This window comes from Nocardia suismassiliense (assembly GCF_900269665.1).
GTDB classification, from domain to species: domain Bacteria; phylum Actinomycetota; class Actinomycetes; order Mycobacteriales; family Mycobacteriaceae; genus Nocardia; species Nocardia suismassiliense.
The window spans coordinates 6,641,719-6,658,828 of record NZ_LT985361.1; the positions used below are offsets into that span (position 1 = coordinate 6,641,719).

Below are 17,110 nucleotides of genomic sequence, written 5' to 3' on the forward strand. Positions count from 1 at the left end.
TCCGGGTCCGGGTCCGGTGCCGGTGCCGGGGCTGCGGCGGCGGCATCCGCGGGTATGCCTCCGGGCGCTACGCCACCACCAGGCACTGGGCCGCAGGGAGCGATGCCCCCGCAGGGGAACCTGCCGCCGGGATCGATGCCGCCACAAGGAAATATGCCGACGGGCTCGCCACAACAAGGAAACATGCCGTCGGGTTCCATGCCGTCGCAAGGAAACGTACCGCCGGGTTCTATGCCGCAACAGGGGACGGCGCCACCCGGTTCGATGCCGCCCCAAGGGAACATGCCCTCGGGATCACCAGCACAAAGTTCCATACCGGAACAAGGGACGATGCCACCCGGATCGATGCCGCCACACGGCAACATGCCGTCGGGCTCGCCAGCACAAGGTTCCATGCCGCAACAGGGGACGGCGCCACCCGGATCGATGCCGCCACACGGCAACATGCCGTCGGGATCACCACAACAAGGGAACATGCCAGCTGGATCACCACCGCAAGGCACCATGCCGCCCGGATCCACGCCGCAACAGGGAATGCCGACCGGGTCCATGCCGCAACAAGGCACCATGCCACCGGGATCGATGCCGCCACAAGGGAACGTGCCGTCCTACGGCGCGCCACCACAAGGCGGCATGCAACAGCCGGGCATGATGCCCCCGCAAGGAACACCACCCACCTACGGTTACCAACAGGCCGCCGCCTCCACCCCCGGCACCCTCGATGTGGGCCAGGCACTCAGCTACGGCTGGGAACGGTTCCGCTCGAATCCAGGGCCATGGATGGGAGTGATCGCATGCGGGCTGGTCATCTACCTCGGCTTCGTGCTCGTCGTGCAACTCACCGACCCGACGACATTGCTGCCGGTACTACTGATCTTCCTCGCCGTACTCGCCGCCGTCTGGCTGCTGCAGGCCGCCATGGTGCGCGGCGCACTCTATGAAACCGACGGCTACAAACCGCATTTCGGTTCGTACTTCCGTTTCGTGAACGCCGGCAATGTGCTGATCACCGCCCTGCTGGCGTTCCTCCTGACCGTCATCGGTGCGGCGCTCTGCCTCGTACCCGGACTGATCGCCGGCATCCTGTGCATGTTCTCCCTGCACTTCGTCGTCGACCAGAACGAGGGGCCGTTCGAGGCGATCAAGTCCAGCGCCACGCTGGTGGTCACCAACATCTGGCCGGTACTACTGCTCGCCCTTTCTGTCCTGTTCGTCACCTTCGTCGGTGTTCTACTGTGCGGCCTCGGTCTACTCGTCGCAGGACCCGTCGCAGTCATGGCAGTCACCTACGCCTACCGAACCCTCACCGCAGGCACCGTCTCGCCCCTCTAATCGCCACACGTCGATCGAAGCCACACGGACAACCCGGCCACCTGCACAACTTTTGATGTGGCGCATACGGAATTGCATGCGATTCCGTATGCGCCACATCAGAAAGTGTGCGGCTGTGCTCCTGCGATCGGGGTGGCCGCTTGGTCTGCCGCGGATCGACCGGCGAAGGAACGCAGCGCCGGGGCGCTTGGCAACCGCCACCCCGCGGCTCAGCCGGTGGAGGAACGCACCGCTCGGGCTTCACTGGTGTGCCGCTTGCAGAAATGGGTGCAGCCGGCGAAAACGCAGCGCCATACTCGGCCGCGCTCACCACCGAGTTGGCAGGAGAGGAACGCTGCCTGATCTCAGCTGGGCCGCACAGACTGACCGATGACGGAACGCAGGGCTCGACACCTCATCCGCGGCCACCTTCACAGACTGACCGGCGAAGGAACCCACCGCTTGGCGTTCAGCCCTGCCACACCGCGGATTTACCGGTGGAGGTTCGGGTCTGTAGTGCTACTTCTCAACCAACGAGCGCATACCGATCCACCGCTTGAAACGTTCCAACGGACCGAACTCGTTGCCGGCGCGCGGCCGCAGCGCAAGCACGATCACACCGGCCGTAACGATGCCCGCAAGGTTCACCGCAAGCTGACCCGCGGACAGGAACGCCGCGTTCCACTCCCCCAAAGTGGCTGCGACGACGGCGAATCCGGCAGCGGGCACGGTGGTCACCGAGATGAACACACCGACCAGCGCCGCGGATTTCGAGGTGACCAGCGACAGCATGCCCGCCGCCCCGGCCAGCAACGCGACGACCAGCGAGAACGGCCCTACCTCATAGATGAAGTCGACGTTGGGCAGACTCTCCACACCGTTGAGCTTGATCCAGCCGAACTGCTCCCACAGCAACGTTGCGAACAACGTGATCACCATCGCTGTCGGAAACCCGATCGCCAAAGCGATGGCGGATCGGCGCGCGAGCCGAAAATCCCTGCGCACCATGCCGACCGCGAACGCGGCCAGCGGACCGAACTCCGGCCCGACCACCATCGCGCCCACGATGGTCACCGGAGAATCGGTGGCCACACCTACCGCGGCGAGCAGGCAGGCGATGGTGAGGAAGGCGATGAAGGTCGAGTTGAGCGTCGACTCTTCTTTCGTCTGCGCGAGCAGTTCTTCCCACACCACCGCGTCGGTCGGATCGCCGGGCGCGGCCTTGACGGCCCGGTCCCCTGCTTCGGACAGCACGGTCTCGACCGGCCCGAGGGTGATGCCACCGGATTCAGAGATCCCGAGTGCGGTCAGCTCGGCCAGCACCTCGTTGGCCGCCTCGCGCGCGACGTCGGCCTGGATCAGGTCACCGGCGGGTTCCACCGCGACGCCGCGAGCCAGGGTCACATGGGTGGCCCCTGGGTTCGCGGCGAGCACGGCCAGCACCTTGTCGGTGGTGTCCGACGGGCAGATCATGCGCAGGTGCAGCAACGGATCCCCTTGTGGTCAGCGTCGCCCGGCGGGTCGACGGATCGAAACTGTCCAGAAGGTACCGTTCCCACCGTTATTCGGCGGGCTTGTCCGCCTTCGCGTCGGCCTTGTCACCCTTCGCATCGGCCTTGTCACCCTTGGCTGCAGGCTTGGCGTCCAGCCCCGCCTCTTTGCGCTGCTGCTCGGTGATCGGCGCGGGCGCGTCGGTCAGCGGGTCGACGCCGCCGCCGGTCTTCGGGAACGCGATCACCTCACGGATCGAGTCGAGCCCGGCCAGCAGCGCGACGATGCGGTCCCAGCCGAACGCGATGCCGCCGTGCGGCGGTGCGCCGAAGGCGAAGGCGTCCAACAGGAATCCGAACTTCTCCTGCGCCTCCTCCAGGCTGATGCCCATCACCTTGAAGACGCGCTCCTGCACATCGCGGCGGTGGATACGGATGCTGCCGCCGCCGATCTCGTTGCCGTTGCAGACGATGTCGTAGGCGTAGGCGAGCGCGGAACCGGGGTCGGTGTCGAAGGTGTCGACGGACTCGGGCTTCGGTGACGTGAACGCGTGGTGCACCGCCGTCCAAGCCGAATGACCAAGCGCCACATCGCCACTCGCGGTGGCCTCGGCGGCGGGCTCGAACATCGGCGCGTCCACGATCCAGACGAACGCCCACGCGTTCTCGTCGATCAGCCCGACCTTGCGGGCGATCTCGCCACGCGCCGCACCGAGCAGCGCGCGCTGCGCCTTGGCCGGACCGGCCGCGAAGAACACGCAGTCGCCGGGCACCGCGCCGACGTGTTTGGCCAGCCCGTCGCGCTCCGCGTCGCTCAGGTTCTTGGCGACCGGGCCGCCGAGCGTGCCGTCCTCGTTGATCAGCACATACGCCAGACCCTTGGCGCCGCGCTGCTTGGCCCATTCCTGCCAAGCGTCGAGCTGACGCCGCGGCTGGCTCGCGCCGCCCGGCATGACGACCGCGCCGACGTACGGCGCCTGGAACACCCGGAACGGCGTGTCCTTGAAGTACTCGGCGCACTCGGTGATCTCGATGCCGAAACGCAGGTCCGGCTTGTCGGAACCGAAGCGCCGCATGGCTTCCGCGTAGGTCATGTGCGGAATCGGGGTCGGGATCTCGTAGCCGATCAGCTTCCACAGCCCGACCAGGATCTGCTCGGCGAGCAGGATCACATCGTCCTGGCGCACGAAGCTCATCTCGATGTCGAGCTGAGTGAACTCGGGCTGACGGTCGGCGCGGAAGTCTTCGTCACGGTAGCAGCGCGCGATCTGGTAGTAGCGCTCGATGCCGCCGACCATGAGCAGCTGCTTGAACAGCTGCGGGCTCTGCGGCAGCGCGTAGAAGCTGCCGGGCTGCAGGCGCGCGGGCACCAGGAAGTCGCGGGCGCCCTCCGGGGTGGAGCGGGTCAGCGTCGGCGTCTCGACCTCGACGAACTCGTGGTTCGCCAGCACCGCGCGAGCGGCGGCGTTCGCCTTGGACCGCAGCCGGATCGCGTGCGCCGGGCCTTCGCGGCGCAGGTCCAGGTAGCGGTACTTCAGCCGGGCTTCTTCGCCGGGCTGCTCGTCCAGCTGGAACGGCAGCGGCGCGCTCTCGTTGAGCACCTCGAGCTCGGTGACGTTCACCTCGATGGTGCCGGTCGGCAGCTCCGGGTTCTCGTTGCCGTCCGGGCGCAGCTCCACCACGCCGGTGACGCGCACGCAGTATTCGGCGCGGAGCCGGTGGGCCTGCTCGGCCGGTTCGCCCTCGCGGAACACCGCCTGCGACACACCCGACGCGTCGCGCAGATCGATGAAGATCACGCCACCGTGGTCACGCCGCCTGGCCACCCATCCGGTGAGGGTCACGGTCTGACCGGCGTGCTCGCTTCGCAGCGAACCAGCCAAGTGGGTGCGCAGCACAAGGTTCCTTTCGACGACTTCGCACCGGCAGGCAATGGCCAGGTGCGGTAGTCATCGTAGCCAGCCCGGCCGCTGAGCCGGAAACCGATATCCATGCTGTTCACCTCAGTCGCGACGACGTGGGTCCGCCGTTCCCGCGCGATCCGTCCGCCACGTCGATTCCGCCCCGCCGCTCACCGGTTGAATCGCCCGGAACGTGGCATCCCGTGCTCGTAGCGAAACACGTCCGCCGGGTAGAAACAGACCTCGCCCCGCCTGTGTCAAGCTTTAGACCACGCGGCGCCCGGGCAGGCGACAACACAGAGAGCGACGACGATGACCTTCAACGAGGGCATGCAGATCGACCCCGATCGGGTTTCGGTAGGTGGCGGACCGGGCCGGGGCGGCAAAATCGCGCTGGGGGGTGGTGCGGGCGGGCTGATCGTGCTGGTGCTGGCACTGCTGCTCGGCGGCGATCCGGGCTCGCTGATCGGCGATCTCACCGGCGCCCAGGACTCCCAGGTGGCGCAGGCGCCCGGTGGCTTGCCGGAACACTGCACAGACGGAGCGAGTGCGAACAAGTATGTCGACTGCCGGGTCGCGCTCACCATCCAGAGTCTGGACTCGGTGTGGGCACCCGAACTGCCGAAGCAGACCGGCCAGCGTTATGTGGAGCCGAAGGTCCGGATGTTCTCCGGTGCCATCAGCACCGGATGCGGCAATGCGACCAGCGCGGTCGGCCCGTTCTATTGCCCGGCAGACCAGTCCGCCTACTTCGACGTCAGCTTCTTCCAGGAGCTCGTCGACCGCTTCGGTGCCAGCGGCGGACCGCTCGCCCAGGAATACGTGGTGGCGCACGAGATCGGCCATCACATCCAGAACCAGCTCGGCGATATCGACCGCGCCCAACGGGATCCGCAGGGCGCGAACTCCGCCGCCGTGCGCACCGAACTGCAGGCCGACTGCTACGCCGGTCTCTGGGCGCACTTCGCGGACAAGACTCCGGCGCCGGGCAGCAACCAGCCATTCCTGAAGCCGCTGTCGGACAACGACATCCGCGACGCGCTCTCGGCCGCGTCGGCCGTCGGCGACGACCGGATCCAGCAGGCGTCCCGGGGACGGGTGAATCCGGAGGCCTGGACGCACGGGTCGTCGGAGCAGCGGCAGAAGTGGTTCCTCACCGGGTACAAGACCGGCCAGGTCAAGGCTTGCGACACCTACTCCGCGCCGAGTGTGGACAACCCGCCGGCATTGCGCTGACCGGTCGGATTGCCCAACACGCCAACAGCATTCGCCACGCGCGGATTTGACGCTCCGCTGACAGCCCTGTGCGATGTCAGCGGAGCGTTTTCATCGATACGGAGGTTGCGAACTATGCGACGAACGAAAGCCGCACTGCTGGTCGCCATGCTGACGCTCGCGATCAGCACCGGAACCGCGGCTGCCGCACCGCCCGATCAGCCGACGGCGCACGGTCCCGTCTCCGCTCCGCTGGCGCTGCTCACCCTCACCACCATCCCGAACGGCTGGCAGACCCGCATCGACCTCCGCCCCCAACTCGAGGTGTCCGGTGACGGGCGCGCCGTCAAGATCCCCGATGCCGTTGCCGCGGAACGACATCCGGACAGCCCGCCGCAGAAGGTCAACGGCCACATCCCACCCGAGGTCCTCACCGCCGCCCTGGCCGAAACCCGAGCCCTCGCCGCCGTCGACTTCGGCATGCCGACCATCACCGACCAAGGCAGCCAGATCATCGACCTGATGCCACAGGCCCCGGAGGAAGACGCCCACCTGATCGTCTACGCCCCCGACTCCACCGAAGGCCTCGGCCCAGACCAACAAGCCGCCCGCAAACGCTTCGCCGCCCTCTACCGCAAGCTACTCGACGCCTTCATCCCCGTCCCCTGACCCGCGCCCGGCTCCGCCGAACAAAACATAGCGACGCCACTCTCGACTTCCCACCACCATGCCCCGCTCGGCGAACCGCAACCTCGTCAACTCCGCCGAGCGGGACATAACGAAGCCGCCACTCGACATTCCCCGCCACCTCGTCCCGTTCGACCTCGTCAGCTTCACCGGGGCGGGACACGAGGGCGGCGCCACTCGGCATTCCCGGCCACCATGTCCCGTTCGACTACGCCAGCTTCACCGAGCGGGACATGACGGCACCGCCACTCGATGCTTCACCGCCGCCATGCCCCATTCGGCAAATCACGATCTCGCCAGCTCCGCCGAAAGGGCAATAGCGGCATCGCCGCTCAACATTCCCCGCCACCATGGCCCATTCGACCTCGCCAGCTTCACCGAGCGGGACATGACGGCACCGCCACTCGATGCTTCACCGCCGCCATGCCCCATTCGGCAAACCACGACCTCGCCAGCTCCGCCGAAAGGGCAATAGCGGCATCGCCGCTCAACATTCCCCGCCACCATGGCCCATTCGACCTCGCCAGCTTCACCGAGCGGGACACGACAGCGGCGCCACTCGACATTCAGCGCCACCACGTCCCGTTCGGTGAAGCACGGAACACCGGTTCGGCTCAACCTCCGCAGCACCGGATGGATGACGCTGCTGCGGAGCAGCTTCCATACGCCGGCCGAGTATTCGGGTGCGGCCCACCGATTCCCGCGCAGCACAGCAACGTCGACCGCGCACTCGGGCCAACCACGGCAAAGAGCCCGACCCGAGCACACTGTCACTGCTCGAGCCGGGCTACCCCGAACGATCCGTTCCTAGAACTGATCCTGCTCATAGTCGGAGCTGATGATCTCATCCGAGTGCGTCGCGCCGATGACATCCGGCGTGGATTCACCGAGCGGACCGGTGAGATCGTCGTTACCGGTGGCACTTTGGTAAGGCTGCACATTGCGCGAGTGCTCGTCGTCGTTGCGCTGACCACCTGCAGCACCGGGAGCACCCATGAAACCGCTGCCTGCACCTGCCGCGGTAGTGCTCGGCGTGCCGGTCGAGGTGGGGCCGAAACCGGTGGTGCCGGGGACACCGCTGATCGACCGGAGCGGCGACATGCTGGTGCCGGGCAGCGCGGTGGCCTTGGGCATCGACGGTGTGCCGGTGCTCGGCCGACTGCTCGGACTGCCCGTGCCGGTACGGCTCGACGGGCTGCCGGGCACGCCGACGGGAGTGCCGTGGCTGGTCGTGCTCGGGCTGCCGGTGCTGTTCACCGAGGCGGGCGACGTCGAAGTCGGGGCGCCGGTGGACGAGTTCAGCCCTGCGGCTTGGGTCGCGGTCTCCGATGCGGTCGACTGCGCCTGCTCCAGGATCGGCTGGCCGACGTTCTGGGCCAGCGCCTGCGCGATCTCCTGCGGTGCCGGTCCGCCGCCGGGCGCGACCAACTGCTGCACCATGCCGCTCAACTCGCCCGTCTTGCCTGCGAGGTCACCGCGGGTGGCGTTGACGATGCCGACGGCTTGACCGAGATGCTCGGTCGCCGACGCCATCAGCGTGGCCTGGGCGGGCGGAGTCAGGATGACCGGCGCCATGGCCGTCGCCTGCGTGGCGAACGACGAAGCGACGGTGAGCAACTGCGCGTTCCCCTGCTGCACCACCGCGGCGGCCCGCTGGGTGAGTTCGGAGATGTCGATGCCGCGCTTGCTGGTTTCCTGGCCTTCGGTGTTGGCCTGCTGGCTGGTGGCCTGGGCGTTGCGGGCGGCCTGGCTCTGCCACAGCTGCTCGACGGTGGTCATGCTGCCCTTGCCGACCTGCATGGCCATGTCGATGACCTTGGAGGACTGGCTCAGGATGGCGGTCGGGTCGAGCGCGCCGATGACGCCGGTGCCGAAGCTGCTGAGCAGGTCGAGGATCGGCTTCATCAACAGGTCGACGCCGGGCAGCGCGGGCACCGCGACGCCCTGCATGAGCGCGGAGACCGGGTCGGCGGGCAATGCGGGCAGCGCGGTCGGGACGGCGGCGGCCGCCTGGCTCACCGCGGCGGCGGCCGAGCTCGGCGCCGAGCCGAGTGCACCGTTCAGCACGCCGGTCACCTGATCGAGCGCCTGCGTCACCGGCGCAGACACGTGCTGCAGCGCGGCTTGGGTGTCACCGAGCAGGGCCGAGACATCGGACGGCACACCGACGATGCTCTGCGCGTCCGGCGTGGGATTGCCGTTCATTCCCGGCAGGCCGGCCGGCGTGGCGAGCGCGTTGTTCTGCTCGTCGCTGATCCTCTTGGACAGCACGAACTCCGGCGACTCGATCGGCGGCATATCGTCGGGCACCTGGCCGAGCGGCACGTCGAGCACGGCCTGGGCGGCCGAGTTCTGCGTCGCCTCGAACACGGCCTGCTGGCTGATGGCCACGTTCTGATCGGCGGCATGCGCTATCGCATGCTCCTCCGGCGCGATCACCCCCGTGTCGAGTGGCTTCATACCGCGCCGCCGATCTGGTTGCCGATGGCATTGAGCGCGGCCGAGCTGGACCAATCGGTCGCGTCGTAGGCCGCGGCGGCGCTGAACGCCGACTCGGAAAGCTTGGAATACTTGGCGGACAGATCATTGATGTCCTTCGCCTGCAGCACCTGCGCCGCGGCGAACATTGCCAGGTAGTCGACCCCGATCAATCCGAACACCGGCACGAGTGCCGAGACGTTCTTGACCGCGTCGAAATTACCTGCCCCCGCAAGATCACCGGCGATGCCCGCGTTCGTGGCGGCGAACGCCCGGACCGCGTCGGTCTCTACCGAGAGATCACTCATCGAGTTGCCCCCCAAATCGTCGTGCACATCAGTGTCGTGAACTTCTTCGTCGTCACCGTCTGCCCATGCCGAACGGCTTGGCCGCTACGGTTGGGCTCAATATAGCGGACGGTACCGGCAACTTTCGAGCCCATCGCGACGTTCACAGGGGGAATAGGAAGGAAACTGGAACGTGTTGCAAATTAGAACAAGTTCTATATTCTCGATGCCATGAAGGTCGCAGTGACCGGCGCAGCCGGCTACCTTGGCACGAATCTGCTCCGCCTGCTGGTCGCGCGCGGCCATGAGGTGACTGCCATCGATCGGGTGGTGCCACCGACGGCCGACGAGCCGAACGTCACCTGGGTCAGCGGGAACGTGCTGGATCCGGCGTCGATGCGGGAGACGCTGCAGGGCGCCGAGATCGTCTATCACCTGGTCGCGGTGGTCACCCTCGCCGAAAAGAACGACCTGGCGTGGAAGGTGAACACCGAGGGCGTCCGGGTCGTCGCCGAGGCCGCGCTCGCGGTGGGCGCGCGGCGCATGGTGCACACCAGCTCGATCCACGCGTTCAACCAGTACACCTGCGGTGGGCAGATCGACGAGAGCGCGCCCCGCTCCACCGATCCCACCCTCCCCGTGTACGACCGCTCCAAGTGGACCGGCGAGGTGGCGCTACGCAAGGTGATCGACCAGGGCCTCGACGCGGTGCTCTGCAACCCCACCGGCGTGTTCGGCCCCCTCGACTACAGCAAGCCGCTGTCCCGCATCAACCGCACGCTGCGCGACGCGGCGCAAGGTCGCATTCCGGCGATGATCGGCGGCGGCTTCGACCTGGTCGACGTGCGCGACGTGGCGCAGGGCCTGGTCTTGGCGTCGGAGCGCGGCCGCACCGGCGAGAACTACCTGCTCGGCGGCGAGATGATCTCGATGCTCGACCTGTGTCGCCTGGCCGCAGCCCACGGCGGCAAGCGCGGCCCTCGATTCGCCATCTCCCCCAAGCTCGTCGGCGCGGCGATCCCGCTGCTCGCGCCGATCGGCAAGGCCTTCAAATCCGACATCGTCTCGAAAGCCGCACTGGGCGCGCTGATTTCGGCACCCGTCGTGGACCACGGCAAGGCCGAACGCGAACTCGACTACCGCCCGCGCTCCACCGACGAGACCGTCCGCGACCTCGTCGCCTTCTTCGCCGACCCGACCCCGCTGGCACCGGATACTCGGCAGATCGCCTGATCGACGGCACCCGGACCGGCTAGTCAAACTTGCCTAGCCGCCCTCCGGGTGCTACTTTTTCCGTAGCTAGCCAAATTTGGCTAGCTTCTCCGAAAGAGGGTGTTCTCGATGGCAGGCGAAATGACGATGCCGATACTGCCGTGTAATTCGATCGATGAGGTCGCCGAGTTCTACCGCATGCTCGGCTTCGAACAGACCTACCGGCAGACCCGCCCGAACCCCAGCCTGGTCATGCGACTGGAAGATATCCACCTGCACTTCGGCGCGATCCCAGGCTTCGATCCGGCCGATTCCTACGGATCGTGCGTGGTGTTGGTCCCCGATATCGGCGCGCTGTTCGCCGCTTTCGCCGAGGGGATGCGCGCGGTGCACGGCAAGCTACTGATCTCGGGAATTCCGCGGATGACGCGCCCACGCAAGCGCAAGAACGCCGACGGCCTCACCGGTTTCCTGGTGGTCGATCCGGGCGGGAACTGGATTCGTTTCCACCCCAAGGCCGCAACACCGGACCAGCCTGCCGACTCGACCCCGGGCAGGCTGCGCAAGACCCTGGACAACGCGGTCGTCATGGCAGATTCGCACGGCGACAATGCCCACGGCGCAAAGATTCTCGACGGCACCCTGGCGCGCGAGCAGAACACCGCAACACCGGTCGACCTCATCGACGCACTGACCTATCGAGCCGAATTGGCAGTCCGGATGGGCGACCCCGACTTGGCAGTCCAGCTACTCGACCGCGTCCGAGCGATACCGTTGACCGACACCGAACGCGTCACTCTCGCCGACGCCCTATCCAATGCCGATGAGCTGCAACGCATTCTGCGCTCAGCCACCGACTGAAAGGAACTCATGTCCGCGGTTCGCCTGCTCGTCCTCGGCGCCGTCCGGCGCCGGGACCGCGCGCACGGGTATCAAGTTCGCGCAGACCTGGAATCCTGGGGTGCCCACGAATGGGCGGGCGTGAAGTCCGGCTCCGTCTATCACGCGCTCAAAGCCATGACCGGCGAAGGACTGCTGATCGCGCACGAAATCACCCCGAGCACCACGGGTGGGCCGCCGCGCATCGAGTACGAGGTCACCGACGCGGGCGACCAGGCCTACTTCGCTCTGCTGCGCACCGCTCTCTCACACCGGGATCCGCGGATGGACATGCTCGCCGCCGCAGTGGGTCTCATCGATGATCTCCCCCGCGCCGAAGCCATCGACCTGCTGCGGAAACGCGCCGAGTTGATGGAGCAGTGGCGGACGAGCGTCACCGGTGAACTGCCGCCCGGCACCGACCTGGACACCTGGGGACCGGTCGGCGAAGTACTCGGACTGTGGTTGCACACCGCGGACAGCCGCGCCGAGTGGACTCTTCGACTCATCCGCCGCCTCGAAGCCGGCGCGTTCGATATGGCAGACGACAAAACTCGGCAGTGACGTATTCGCTTGGCGCGAACTGTTCTAGCGCAACAACCCGATCAGGGACAGCGAGTGGCGAGAACGCAGAACTCGTTCCCTTCCGGATCGGCGAGGGTCACCCAACTCACCTCACCTTGACCGACGTCCACATGCCGAGCACCCAAGTCCAGTAAACGACGGACCTCTTCATCCTGATCCCGGTCGGTCGGGTTGACATCGATGTGCAGCCGATTCTTGATCGTCTTGCCCTCCGGCACACGCGCGAACCCCAACGTCGGCGGCACCGGACCGGGACGATCCCGGCCTTCCGGCACCGAAGGCGAACCGATGCTGACGAACCCCTCCTCTTCGTCCAGCACCTCGTAACCGAGGACCGCACACCAGAACCGAGCGAGACCGACGGGGTCGGCACAGTCGATCGCGAGTTCGGTGAACTTACTGGCCATGTCCGGACCTTTCAGTGGATAACGGCGACGCTCCCCCACTCAACCCTCCACCGAACAGTTCGGCCACTCAATTTGCGCCTCGTGGTGATCCGCAAAGTGGCGACCCATACGTCGAGCGGCGTACCCGAAAAGTCGCTTCCGGGAGGACGCGTACCTGACCGGTATCCCCGATCGTGGAGATGCAGCGAAAAGGAGAAGTCGATGCATCGACACGAACGTAACTGGAGACGATGGTGGGGACTGATCGCCGTGGGAATCGGGACCATGGTGCTCGCCGGCACACCAACGGCCACTGGGGATCCGGAGCAGTCCGTGCCCGGCTGGATCGGGCACCACGCCCTCGCGCTCGACCACGTAAATCCCACCGGGTCGCTCGAAGACCTGATGCCCCTTCGTCGTTCGATCGGCGACGCGCAGATCGTGGGGCTGGGTGAGTCGACTCATGGTGCGGCGGAGGAGCTCACACTCAAGCACCGCACCGTGCGGCTGCTGGTCGAAGAGCTGGGGTTCCGTTCCCTCGCCTTCGAAGATCAATGGACGACGGGACTTCAGGTCAACGAGTACATCCGCACGGGCACAGGCGATTTGAACGCGATCGTGAACCAGCTGAGCGGTCAGTGGCAGACCCAGGAAGTGACCGATGTGCTGCGGTGGTTGCGCGACTTCAACATCGGGCGCGACGACAAGGTGCAGTTCCTCGGTGTCGAGTACTACCTGACGGGGCGGCCGGCCTATGACGAGGTCGACGCCTACGTCGCCGGTGCGGCGCCAGAACAACTCGCCGAGCTCCGCGATCACCTCCAAGCGATCCGGCCCACCACACCGATGGACGACCATGTCAGCTGGTACCAAGGTGTTCCGGACAAACAGCCCTATCTCGACCATGCCCACCGCGTTCATGACCTGATCGCCGGCATGCCGCACCAGTCCAAAGCCCACGAACTAGCGTTACAGCACGCACGCCAGATCGTCTCGTTCTACGAGCATTACAGCCTGCCCTTCGCCGACAGCCTCGTCTACCGGGACGCCCACGCTGCCCAAAACCTCAGGTGGTGGCGCGAATTCACCGGCGACAAGATCGCATACTGGGCCGCGAGCGCACACACCGCCAACGCCCCCGAACTACGAATCGCTGTCCCACCCGGCCCGGACCTGCGCTTCCCGAGCGCGGGATCGTATCTGCGCCAATGGTTCGGCCACCAGTATCTGTCGATCGGCTTCACCTTCGACCACGGCACCGTCAGCCTCGGACCCGACGAAACCGCCGCCATGCCGCCACCCGCCGCGGACTGGTTCGAACAGCCCTTCGGCAAAGTTCACCTCGACCAGTTCGTACTGGATCTGCACCGGCCCGCACCTACCTCGGTGCGACGCTGGCTCGCGGCTCCCGTGAAAACACGGGGCCTGGCCCACGCCGGCCCCGATGCGTACATGGACGGCGGCACCCTGGGTCAGTGGTTCGACATGATCGTCCACCGCCAAGAAATCAGCCCCGCTGTACCGACCTGAATATCTCGCAATCCGGCGGTCCCCCAAGAACATCGAATGGCGAAACCTCGTTGGCGGACCGCGCCGACCCGGGCGTCAGTAGGCGGTGCCGGCCAGGCTGCCGCTCGTCGAAGACGGGCCCCGACCCTCGATGGCGGTGGCTGCAGGCACAGCGGCGCGAAGCCTACGGTCGGAATCGGCCGGGTTCGTCAATGATGAGGAGGACCATGAAGCCGATCACTGCCGTTTGCATGAACAGCTGCCCCAGTGGGTCGTTCCAGACCGTGCCGGTGCGGACGATCGACGTGGCGATGCCTGCCAGGAGGAAGGCGACAACGATCAGTGAGGCAACCGGTCTACGGATTGTCCACCGTTTCCGCGGACCAGCTACCGCGCCGGTGTCCAGCCCGACTGAGACCAAGACCAGCAAGCTGGCAACGACAATGGTTATGCCGAACAGGCGAGTCGCCGTCTGGTCGCCCCAGTCTCCGCTGACAGCCAACCTGGTCAAGCCGGCAACATACAGGCCGATGACGACAAGCGCGCCGACCCCTCTGAACTTCGACCATCGCTTCTTCGGGTTTTCTGCGGCAACCGATCCCACCCCTTTTGTACTCACAGCAGGAGCCTACAAGTCCGGGTGGTCGCGCGACCCGGTAAGCAGCACACTCATACCGCGTACTACGGGCCCATCTGCGGTTTCCCAACGGAAGCAGTGGATGACTGCGCTGGACCCAGTAGGGGCACGAACTGCGCACAACATCGCGGACACCTTGGGCTAGCAGTCCGTACCTGATACAGCGAGATCCACTGGGGGACAGCGTCTTCGGCAGTCCCGCTCCGCGCCGCCACACAACTCCCCCAGTCGGGGGAGCTCGAAATCGGTCTCCCGGCCGACGTCTAGGGGCACCGACTTTCCATACCGTCGAAGAGCCCCGCCAAGCCGATCCCGCAGCACGTGGATTCGCTCGGCTTCTCAGCGTCGCGCCCACCAGGAGCTACTGTGCTTTCCGCCTTCAAGTCGGCTGCCCGAACCCCGGACCTCCGGCGAAAGGTGTGCTGGACGCTCGGACTGCTGGCATTGTTTCGATTCGGCGCGATACTTCCTTCTCCCGGCGTGGATTTCGCCGCGGTACGCAGCTGTATCGAGCTGAACTCGGGTGGTGAGTCCGCCGGCATCTACCAGCTGATCAACCTTTTCTCCGGCGGCTCGATGCTGCAACTCTCGGTTTTCGCGGTCGGCATCATGCCCTACATCACCGCGAGCATCATCACGCAGCTGCTGACCGTCGTGATCCCACGTTTCGAGGAATTGCGGCAGGAAGGACAGTCCGGCCAAGCCAAAATCACGCAGTACACCCGCTATCTGGCGATGGCGCTGGCATTGCTGCAAGCCTCGACGCTGGTTGCGTTGGCCGCGCGCGGCCAGCTTCTGCGCGGCTGTGCCGAGGACATCTTCGCCGACAGCTCGCTCTTCGCGATGCTCACCGCGGTGCTCGTAATGACCGCAGGGGCGGCGCTGGTCATGTGGTTCGGCGAGTTGATCACCGAGCGGGGTTTCGGCAACGGGATGTCGCTGCTGATCCTCGCGGGCATCGCCTCGCAGATTCCGGCTCAGGGCCGGTCGATCTTAGAAAGCCGGGGCGGAATCGTCTTCGGCGGAGTCTGTTTCGCGATTGCCGCCCTGATCGTCGGGGTGGTCTTCATCGAGCAGGGGCAACGTCGGATTCCGGTGCAATATGCCAAGCGCGTGGTGGGGCGGAAGATGTACGGCGGTTCCGCGACGTACCTGCCACTGAAGGTCAATCAGGCCGGTGTCATTCCGGTCATCTTCGCCTCGTCGCTGCTTTTCCTGCCGAACCTGCTCGCGCAATTCAGTTCGGGGAACTCCGTTGCGGAGTTCATCCAGAAGTATCTGGCCGACACCGATCATCCGGTCCACGTCACCGGCTATTTCGCCCTGATCGTTTTCTTCTCGTACTTCTACGTCGCGATCACCGTCAACCCGCAGGAGCGTGCCGCGGAGATGAAGAAGTTCGGCGGCTTCATCCCCGGCTATCGGCCCGGCAAGCCGACGGCCGATCATCTGAATCACGTGCTCACTCGGATCACCCTGCCCGGATCGCTGTATCTCGGTGCCGTTGCGGTGCTGCCGAATCTGGTGCTGGGTTTCGGCGCGTCCGGTTCGGCGTCGACCCTGGCCTTCGGCGGTACCTCCACGCTGATCATGGTGAGCGTCGCGCTGGACACGGTCAAACAGCTCGAAAGCCAAGTGCTGAACCGGAACTACCAGGGGTTTCTGCGATGAACATGCCGCCCCGCTGGGCATCGGCGGCCGATGAGCCTACGGTCTGAAACCATGGTTGCGAACCGCTCGACCCAGGCACTGCTGCGCGTGGTGTCCACGCTCATTCTCGCGATAACCGCGATGACGCTGTCGGTCGCTACCGCGCACGCCGACACGCGATCGGCCAACCACTCGGTGGACCAGCACGCAGGCCCCACTCGCGGACCGGCGATCTCGATCCTGCTGGCCGACGGTCAGCTGTGGTTCCGGATGGGTATGCAAGCGGCGATCGCAGGCCAACCGGATATGACCTGCGTCGCGGAGGTCAGCGACGGCCTGTCCGCCGTGCGGGAGATCCAACGCCTGCGCCCGGACGTCGCCTTCATCGATCTCGACCTGCCCGGCTTGGCCGACGCCGGTCCGATCGACACCGCCACCACCAGAATCCTCGCCCTCGCCACCGAGCACACCGACGAAAACCTCTACCGTGCATTGCATCTCGGTGCGACCGGGTTCCTCGCACGATCCGGTCCCGTCGACGACCTGCTCGCCGCCATCCGCACTGCGGTGCACGGCGCTGCCCTCATCGACCCGGTACTGACCAGGCAGCTGATCACTCGCCTGTCCGCAGGCATCGAACCGTTTCCGGCCACCCCGGAGGTCGAAACCCTCACTCCCCGTGAACATCAGGTCCTGGGGTTCATAGCGAAGGGGTACACCAACCCCGAGATAGCCCGCGCCCTCGGCATCGGCGGCCAGACCGTCAAAACCCATGTCTCCCATGTGCTCACCAAACTCGGCGTCCGTGACCGCATCCACGCCGCGGTCTACGCGCACACCCGCCGGATCGGGTCGATCGAGACGTAATGGGCCACTGAGCGAC

The 17,110-nt window shown here is 66.2% G+C and carries 15 protein-coding genes; 9 read left to right on the forward strand and 6 right to left on the reverse strand.

Annotated elements, in window-relative coordinates; all coding sequences use genetic code 11:
• Nucleotides 1-474 precede the first annotated feature (474 nt).
• Nucleotides 475-1,332 carry a DUF2189 domain-containing protein gene (locus DBO33_RS29455; protein ID WP_234391107.1) on the forward strand — a complete coding sequence of 286 codons (858 nt, stop codon included), beginning with the start codon at nucleotides 475-477 and terminating at the stop codon, nucleotides 1,330-1,332.
• A 498-nt stretch (nucleotides 1,333-1,830) separates the two neighbouring features.
• On the opposite strand, the gene DBO33_RS29460 is transcribed toward DBO33_RS29455, so the two are convergent.
• On the reverse strand, nucleotides 1,831-2,799 hold the full coding sequence (locus DBO33_RS29460; RefSeq protein ID WP_199856794.1) for a DUF389 domain-containing protein: 969 nt from the start codon (nucleotides 2,797-2,799) through the stop codon (nucleotides 1,831-1,833).
• Nucleotides 2,800-2,872: 73 nt separating this feature from the next.
• Complete coding sequence (aspS, locus tag DBO33_RS29465) at nucleotides 2,873-4,699, reverse strand: aspartate--tRNA ligase (protein WP_107657976.1); 1,827 nt, start codon at nucleotides 4,697-4,699, stop codon at nucleotides 2,873-2,875.
• A gap of 315 nt (nucleotides 4,700-5,014) precedes the next feature.
• On the opposite strand from aspS, the gene ypfJ reads away from it, so the two are divergent.
• A complete protein-coding gene (gene ypfJ, locus DBO33_RS29470; RefSeq protein ID WP_107657977.1) occupies nucleotides 5,015-5,938 on the forward strand; it encodes a KPN_02809 family neutral zinc metallopeptidase in 924 nt (307 codons plus the stop codon).
• 114 nt (nucleotides 5,939-6,052) lie between these two features.
• Nucleotides 6,053-6,586, forward strand: a complete 534-nt coding sequence (locus DBO33_RS29475; RefSeq protein ID WP_107657978.1) for a hypothetical protein — start codon at nucleotides 6,053-6,055, stop codon at nucleotides 6,584-6,586.
• A gap of 825 nt (nucleotides 6,587-7,411) precedes the next feature.
• Here DBO33_RS29475 and DBO33_RS29480 read toward each other — a convergent pair.
• Nucleotides 7,412-9,064 (reverse strand): hypothetical protein, encoded by a 1,653-nt coding sequence (locus DBO33_RS29480; RefSeq protein WP_107657979.1) that lies wholly within the window; start codon nucleotides 9,062-9,064, stop codon nucleotides 7,412-7,414.
• On the reverse strand, nucleotides 9,061-9,390 hold the full coding sequence (locus DBO33_RS29485; RefSeq protein ID WP_167768771.1) for a type VII secretion target: 330 nt from the start codon (nucleotides 9,388-9,390) through the stop codon (nucleotides 9,061-9,063). Before DBO33_RS29485 ends, DBO33_RS29480 begins: the two co-directional genes overlap by 4 nt.
• Before the next feature lie 210 nt (nucleotides 9,391-9,600).
• On the opposite strand from DBO33_RS29485, the gene DBO33_RS29490 reads away from it, so the two are divergent.
• From DBO33_RS29490 to DBO33_RS29500, 3 genes are all read left to right on the forward strand, one after another.
• Nucleotides 9,601-10,602, forward strand: a complete 1,002-nt coding sequence (locus DBO33_RS29490) for an NAD-dependent epimerase/dehydratase family protein (RefSeq protein ID WP_107657981.1) — start codon at nucleotides 9,601-9,603, stop codon at nucleotides 10,600-10,602.
• A 108-nt stretch (nucleotides 10,603-10,710) separates the two neighbouring features.
• Nucleotides 10,711-11,442: a VOC family protein gene (locus DBO33_RS29495; RefSeq protein WP_107657982.1), complete on the forward strand. Its 732-nt coding sequence runs from the start codon at nucleotides 10,711-10,713 to the stop codon at nucleotides 11,440-11,442.
• Between the two features lie 9 nt (nucleotides 11,443-11,451).
• Nucleotides 11,452-12,024 carry a PadR family transcriptional regulator gene (locus DBO33_RS29500; RefSeq protein ID WP_107657983.1) on the forward strand — a complete coding sequence of 191 codons (573 nt, stop codon included), beginning with the start codon at nucleotides 11,452-11,454 and terminating at the stop codon, nucleotides 12,022-12,024.
• Nucleotides 12,025-12,065: 41 nt separating this feature from the next.
• On the opposite strand, the gene DBO33_RS29505 is transcribed toward DBO33_RS29500, so the two are convergent.
• Nucleotides 12,066-12,452, reverse strand: a complete 387-nt coding sequence (locus tag DBO33_RS29505; RefSeq protein ID WP_107657984.1) for a VOC family protein — start codon at nucleotides 12,450-12,452, stop codon at nucleotides 12,066-12,068.
• A gap of 201 nt (nucleotides 12,453-12,653) precedes the next feature.
• On the opposite strand from DBO33_RS29505, the gene DBO33_RS29510 reads away from it, so the two are divergent.
• On the forward strand, nucleotides 12,654-13,961 hold the full coding sequence (locus tag DBO33_RS29510) for an erythromycin esterase family protein (protein ID WP_107657985.1): 1,308 nt from the start codon (nucleotides 12,654-12,656) through the stop codon (nucleotides 13,959-13,961).
• A gap of 163 nt (nucleotides 13,962-14,124) precedes the next feature.
• On the opposite strand, the gene DBO33_RS29515 is transcribed toward DBO33_RS29510, so the two are convergent.
• Nucleotides 14,125-14,559: a hypothetical protein gene (locus tag DBO33_RS29515; protein ID WP_159080593.1), complete on the reverse strand. Its 435-nt coding sequence runs from the start codon at nucleotides 14,557-14,559 to the stop codon at nucleotides 14,125-14,127.
• 384 nt (nucleotides 14,560-14,943) lie between these two features.
• On the opposite strand from DBO33_RS29515, the gene secY reads away from it, so the two are divergent.
• A complete protein-coding gene (secY, locus tag DBO33_RS29520; RefSeq protein WP_107657987.1) occupies nucleotides 14,944-16,248 on the forward strand; it encodes a preprotein translocase subunit SecY in 1,305 nt (434 codons plus the stop codon).
• 51 nt (nucleotides 16,249-16,299) lie between these two features.
• Complete coding sequence (locus DBO33_RS29525; RefSeq protein ID WP_234391108.1) at nucleotides 16,300-17,094, forward strand: LuxR C-terminal-related transcriptional regulator; 795 nt, start codon at nucleotides 16,300-16,302, stop codon at nucleotides 17,092-17,094.
• The last annotated feature ends 16 nt before the right edge of the window (nucleotides 17,095-17,110 follow it).

Excerpts from the sequence above, each read along its gene's own strand:
- DBO33_RS29485 (WP_167768771.1), bottom strand. The coding sequence starts at position 9,390 with ATGAGTGATCTCTCGGTAGAGACCGACGCGGTCCGGGCGTTCGCCGCC.
- DBO33_RS29510 (WP_107657985.1), top strand. The coding sequence starts at position 12,654 with ATGCATCGACACGAACGTAACTGGAGACGATGGTGGGGACTGATCGCC.
- DBO33_RS29455 (WP_234391107.1), top strand. The coding sequence starts at position 475 with ATGCCAGCTGGATCACCACCGCAAGGCACCATGCCGCCCGGATCCACG.
- DBO33_RS29525 (WP_234391108.1), top strand. The coding sequence starts at position 16,300 with ATGGTTGCGAACCGCTCGACCCAGGCACTGCTGCGCGTGGTGTCCACG.
- DBO33_RS29500 (WP_107657983.1), top strand. The coding sequence starts at position 11,452 with ATGTCCGCGGTTCGCCTGCTCGTCCTCGGCGCCGTCCGGCGCCGGGAC.
- DBO33_RS29505 (WP_107657984.1), bottom strand. The coding sequence starts at position 12,452 with ATGGCCAGTAAGTTCACCGAACTCGCGATCGACTGTGCCGACCCCGTC.
- ypfJ (WP_107657977.1), top strand. The coding sequence starts at position 5,015 with ATGACCTTCAACGAGGGCATGCAGATCGACCCCGATCGGGTTTCGGTA.
- DBO33_RS29480 (WP_107657979.1), bottom strand. The coding sequence starts at position 9,064 with ATGAAGCCACTCGACACGGGGGTGATCGCGCCGGAGGAGCATGCGATA.
- DBO33_RS29490 (WP_107657981.1), top strand. The coding sequence starts at position 9,601 with ATGAAGGTCGCAGTGACCGGCGCAGCCGGCTACCTTGGCACGAATCTG.
- DBO33_RS29475 (WP_107657978.1), top strand. The coding sequence starts at position 6,053 with ATGCGACGAACGAAAGCCGCACTGCTGGTCGCCATGCTGACGCTCGCG.
- DBO33_RS29495 (WP_107657982.1), top strand. The coding sequence starts at position 10,711 with ATGGCAGGCGAAATGACGATGCCGATACTGCCGTGTAATTCGATCGAT.